This is a genomic window from Serratia sp. (in: enterobacteria), from assembly GCF_046715635.1.
In the GTDB taxonomy this organism is placed as follows: domain Bacteria; phylum Pseudomonadota; class Gammaproteobacteria; order Enterobacterales; family Enterobacteriaceae; genus Chania.
The window spans coordinates 1-5311 of sequence record NZ_JBKJYW010000521.1 but is presented as its reverse complement, the minus strand read 5'-3'; the positions used below and the strand labels follow the sequence as shown (position 1 = coordinate 5311).

5 protein-coding genes are annotated in these 5311 nt (G+C 56.3%); 1 reads left to right on the top strand and 4 read right to left on the bottom strand.

Annotated features, from left to right (window positions below; all coding sequences use genetic code 11):
- The 4 genes from hemY to hemC form a co-directional block, all read right to left on the bottom strand.
- The coding region (hemY, locus tag ACLQ7H_RS26930; RefSeq protein WP_411755317.1) for a protoheme IX biogenesis protein HemY at nt 1–974 on the bottom strand (974 nt) is incomplete at its 3' end.
- Between the two features lie 3 nt (nt 975–977).
- Nucleotides 978–2102: a uroporphyrinogen-III C-methyltransferase gene (gene hemX / locus ACLQ7H_RS26925; RefSeq protein WP_411755316.1), complete on the bottom strand. Its 1125-nt coding sequence runs from the start codon at nt 2100–2102 to the stop codon at nt 978–980.
- Nucleotides 2103–2124: 22 nt separating this feature from the next.
- Nucleotides 2125–2865, bottom strand: a complete 741-nt coding sequence (gene hemD / locus ACLQ7H_RS26920; RefSeq protein ID WP_411755315.1) for a uroporphyrinogen-III synthase — start codon at nt 2863–2865, stop codon at nt 2125–2127.
- Nucleotides 2862–3803, bottom strand: a complete 942-nt coding sequence (hemC, locus tag ACLQ7H_RS26915; RefSeq protein ID WP_411755314.1) for a hydroxymethylbilane synthase — start codon at nt 3801–3803, stop codon at nt 2862–2864. Before hemC ends, hemD begins: the two co-directional genes overlap by 4 nt.
- 318 nt (nt 3804–4121) lie before the next feature.
- On the opposite strand from hemC, the gene ACLQ7H_RS26910 reads away from it, so the two are divergent.
- The coding region (locus ACLQ7H_RS26910) for a class I adenylate cyclase (RefSeq protein ID WP_411755313.1) at nt 4122–5311 on the top strand (1190 nt) is incomplete at its 3' end.

Genomic DNA, 5311 nt, shown 5'->3' with positions numbered 1-5311 from the left:
CCATGCTGCTTGATCTGTTGGCGTAACACTTTTTCCAACTGCTCCGGGTTGCCAGACTTGATGCGTGGGATCAACAGCACCAGCCGCTCGTCGTATTGGCGTTTCAGGCCGTCCAGCACAATGCTTTGTGCCAGTTCATGGTCATCACACTCAATAAGATGTTCCACCATCGCGACCTGTAGCGGGATTTCGTGGCGAATTTTGCGACTCTGATCTTTCCACCAGCGCTTCAACCCTTCACTGCCTTCATCGGCCATAGCCTGATTCATCAGGCCGATATAGGCCTGCTGCTGTAAAGCTTGCAGCTCTTCTTCGCTGTGCAGGTTGATTTTGCTCATTGAAGGTAGAATTTCCAGCAGTGAGGCATAAGCGCCGGTGCGCAGATAGGCCTGCTCCGCCAGCCGCAGTACTTCCGGGTGACGCGGTGCCTGGTTCAGCAAGCGATCGACGCCGTGCCGTGCCGCATGAGCTTCACCTTGGGCCAACTGAATACGTACGCGGGTAATATCTACCGGCAACTGGTCGGTATCGGCGGCCTCTGCGGCACGCTCCAGATACTGATTGGTGCGGAAGTCATCGCCACGTTGCTGCGCCGCTTCCGCCGCCAGCAGGTAGTTCACCACCGGTTGCTCGGCATGATCGGCATTGCGGGTCAGCAGTTTCTCGACCTGCTTGTAATCCCCCTCCGCCAGTTTGATCAGCGCGGCTTTGGTTTGCTTACGGGCGCGGCTGCGTTTACGGCCAAGGAACCAGCCACGGGTGCGCGCGCCAGTGCGGAAGATGCGGCGCAGGATCCATTCGATGACAAACAGCACCAGGAACAACAGCACCGCCATAATCACCAGGCCGGTGACGCTGGTTTCGACATTGTAATTATCGGTCTGGATCAGCACATAACCTTGGTGCCCGGCCAGCATCGGCCCCAGCACCAGGCTGGCAATCAGCACCAGAAACAGGAATAACACGCGTAACATGGCTTATCCCTCCTGGTGAGTGGCAGGGGCCTGGGCCAACAGATTACGTACCCGGGTCTGCATCAGTTTTTCCAACATCGGCTGGCTTTTCAACTGGCCCGGTACGTCCATGGAGATCGATTGCTGGCTCAGGTTGTCCAACTCTTCCAGGAACGCCTTGGTGGCTGGGTCGGTAGTATCGAAATAGGCGCGTACCCAGGTCGACACCGTTTCCAGCGACTGCTTGAACACTTCGTTCTGATGACGAGGGATCGCCTGTGCGGCAACCAGCAGGCGCGAACGAATATTCTCACGCAGGTAAACATCCTGATTCGGCGCCAGCAGTGGTTCGGCACTGCTATCACGACGGCGGACGGTAATAAAGTCCGCCATAAAGTTGTGCCAGCTCTTGGTCAGGTTTTGACGCCATTCGCTTAACGAACTGGACAGCTCGCCGTCGTCTTCATCCATTGGCCGTTCGTCACGGTTATTATCCGCCAGACGCAGGTCGTCGACCTGATTGGACAACTGGTTGACCTTCAGGATGATGCCATCAAAATCTATCTGAGCCACGGCGGAGAGGGTGCCGACATCTTCGGTGATGGCGCGGCGAATATCGATCAGGCTCGGATCGTTCATCTCTGCCAGGCTGGCGTCGGCGCTTTTCAGCAGCGCAGCCGCGGTGGTGACATCCTGATCGCCCCACAGTTTGCGGCCTGCCATTTTCACCAGGAAGTCCGCCTGTGCCAGCAGCCAGGTTTTGGCATCGCTGCCGGAAATGGTGGCAACCTTATCTTGCAGTTCATTGAGCTGACGTACCAGCGAGGTTTGCTCGCGATCGGCGGCCTCCAGCGTTTTACCCTGTTGTTGCAGCAAGCCTTCCAGCGCGCTCTTTTCTTGCTGCTGGCTCTGCTTCAGCTCTGCCAACTGTTGCTGTAAGGCCTGATTGGCAGCGATCAATGTTTGCGCCTGCTGATGCGTGTGGTAATAGCCGCCAGCACCCAGAGCGATGACCAGCACGATGGCAATCGCACCCAATACCGGGCCGGTATTTTTACCTTTCCGGTGGTCAGCGGCTGGCTGCTGGGGGCTCTCAACCGCTGGGTTTGATTCTTCAACCGCGGCGGATGGAGTGTTTTGTTCCGTCATAGTGGCACATCCCATAGTCAGGTTATTGTAGCGCGCGGATCAGCGCGTCATTATCTGCGTTTTCAGCTACCCGAATCGTGCTCCAACCCAGTTCCTGGGCAAGGGTAGCAAGACGTTCACTGACCACTATCAGGCGGCAACGTAACAGCCACGAAGAACGATAGTAATCAGGAACTAAAGTATAGAGCTGTTGTAACATTTCGCCGCTGGTCACCACCAGCGTATCGATACCAGCGCGTTGCCAGTGGGCACTTTGCTCACTGCCATCATAATGCACCGGGCTGCGTTGATAACATTCATAATAGCTTATCGCCGCACCCCGCTCAGCCAGCGTCTCGCCTAGGAGTTCACGGCCACCGTTACCCCGCATGATCAACGCCCGTTTACCGGCGAGCTGTTGCAACGCAGGCAGCATCAGCAGCATTTCGCTGATCTCACGTTCACGCGGATAATCTACCGGCAGGCTGCTAATGCGATGCATTGCCAGCGCGGTGGTGCGGCCAATAGCATAATAGGACAACTGGCCAGGCCATTGAAGCCCGGCGCGATTGATGACCGAACTGGCATAGCTGACGGCGTGCTGCGACAGGGCAAACACCAGATCGCCCGCCTGCAACTCTGCCAGCCCCTGAGGTAAGCGGACAAGATCGTTACCGGGGGCGAAGTCGATCAGCGGCGCATGGAAGGCAACCCGGCCAAGTGCGCGCAGGCGGCTCACCAGTTGTTCCCCGGCGGGAGAAGGGCGGGTTACCAGAATGGTCATGCTGGAGGATTTCCCTGATAAACGTCATGCAGGATCTCACGGGCACCGGCAGCCAACAGTTCTTCTGCCAGTGCTACGCCCATTTGCTCAGCCTGTGCTGATGGGCCACGGCGTTCACCGCAAACCATCTGGCTACCATCTGGGGCGCCGACCAGCGCACGTAACCACAGCTCATCGCCTGTCAGTTCGGCATAGCTGCCGATAGGAACCTGGCAGCCCCCTTCCAGCCGGGTGTTCATCGCCCGTTCGGCACGGACACGGATTTCGGTTTCGCGATGGTTGAGAGGGGTCAGCAAAGCGCGGGTGACGTCATCGTCAAGGCGGCATTCGATACCGACCGCACCCTGGCCGACAGCGGGCAAGGATTCTTCCGCGCTCAGCGGGCAGCGGATACGCTGTTCCAGGCCCAGACGTTTTAACCCGGCCACGGCCAGAATAATGGCGTCGTAATCGCCGTTATCCAGCTTACTCAACCTTGTGCCGACGTTGCCACGCAGATCGCGCACGATCAGATCCGGGCGACGGCGACGCAGCTGGCATTGACGGCGCAGGCTGGAGGTGCCGACTACGCTGCCTTGCGGCAGTTGATCGAGCGAGGCAAAGTGATTGGAAACGAAAGCGTCACGCGGATCGTCACGTTCGCAAATGGTGACCAGCCCCAAGCCGGCGGGGAAGTCGACGGGCACGTCTTTCATCGAGTGCACGGCAATATCTGCCCGACCTTCCAGCAGAGCCAGCTCAAGCTCTTTGACGAACAGACCCTTACCGCCAACCTTGGCCAGCGGTGTATCCAGAATGATGTCGCCGCGCGTGACCATTGGCACCAGTTCCACCTGCAGGCCCGGATGGCTAGCCATCAGGCGCTGCTGAACATAGTGTGCTTGCCATAGGGCAAGTGGACTCTGACGGGTGGCAATTCGAATAATTTTGTCTAACATTTCTGGTTACCGTTTTTTATAATTCGCCGTCCATCCTACCACTGAGGATCAAAACTGTCAGTGCAAGAAGCCACAGGCGGAGAAAGGACAACGGAATCAAAGGGGGCATGAAGGAAAGTTGGCGGCAGTTCACACAGCGGGTAAATCATTTATAGAAGCGCTAGGATAAGTGTGTCGCTTTACCTCCTTTACGGTCAATCAGCAAGGTGTTAGATTGATCACGTTTCCAGCAATAAGTCGTCAAAAATTCTTCTAAACTAAAGACGCAGCGGGAATACGGGTTTTTTTTCAAGCATCGGGATAATCAGGCGAGACGTCTTGTACCTCTACATCGAGACACTGAAACAAAGACTGGATGCGATCAACCAACTACGTGTCGATCGTGCCCTGGCGGCCATGAAGCCCGCGTTCCAACGGGTCTACAGTCTGCTGCCTACCTTATTGCACCACCATCATCCACTGATGCCGGGCTACCTCAACGGTAACGTTCCCCATGGCATCTGTATCTACACGCCTGATGAAACCCAGCAAGCTTATCTCAATGATTTAGAAGACAAATGGGGCAGCCCGTTTGAAAAAATGGCCACGGGTGAACTGCCGATTACCGCCCTTTATTCCATGGGCAGTACCTCCTCGATCGGCCAGAGCTGCACCTCGGATCTGGATATCTGGGTCTGCCACCAATCCTGGCTAGACAACGAAGAGCGCAACCGCCTGCAGCAAAAATGCAGCCTGCTGGAGAAATGGGCGGCCTCGATGGGGGTGGAAGTCAGCTTCTTCCTGATCGACGAAAACCGCTTCCGCCATAACGAAAGCGGCAGCCTGGGCGGTGAAGACTGCGGCTCTACCCAACATATCCTGTTGCTTGACGAGTTCTACCGCACGGCGGTGCGCCTGGCAGGGAAACGCATCCTGTGGAACATGGTGCCGGGCGAAGAGGAAGCGCATTACGATGAATATGTGCTTTCGCTCTATTCCCAGGGGGTATTAACCCCAAATGAGTGGCTGGATCTCGGCGGATTGAGCACGCTCTCTGCCGAAGAGTACTTCGGTGCCAGCCTGTGGCAGCTGTATAAGAGCATTGATTCGCCCTACAAGGCGGTGCTGAAAACGCTGCTGCTCGAAGCTTATTCGTGGGAATACCCCAATACCCAACTGTTGGCGATGGGTATCAAACATCGTCTGCATCAGGGGGAGATCGTTTGCTTTGGCCTTGATGCCTATTGCATGATGCTTGAACGAGTCACCCATTATCTGACTGAAATCAACGATACTACCCGCCTCGATCTTGTCCGCCGCTGTTTCTACCTCAAAGTTTGCGAGAAGTTGTCGCTGTCCAACAACGCCAGCATCGGTTGGCGGCGTGAGATCCTCAGCCAACTGGTCAGCGAATGGGGTTGGAGTGAAGAGCGGTTGGCGATCCTGGATAACCGGGCGAACTGGAAAATCGAGCGAGTGCGCGAAGCGCATAACGAACTGTTGGATGCGATGATGCAAAGCTATCGCAA

Bases quoted from the DNA above. Each gene is read 5' to 3' on its own strand.
- hemX (WP_411755316.1), bottom strand. From the start codon at position 2,102: ATGACGGAACAAAACACTCCATCCGCCGCGGTTGAAGAATCAAACCCA.
- hemD (WP_411755315.1), bottom strand. From the start codon at position 2,865: ATGACCATTCTGGTAACCCGCCCTTCTCCCGCCGGGGAACAACTGGTG.
- hemC (WP_411755314.1), bottom strand. From the start codon at position 3,803: ATGTTAGACAAAATTATTCGAATTGCCACCCGTCAGAGTCCACTTGCC.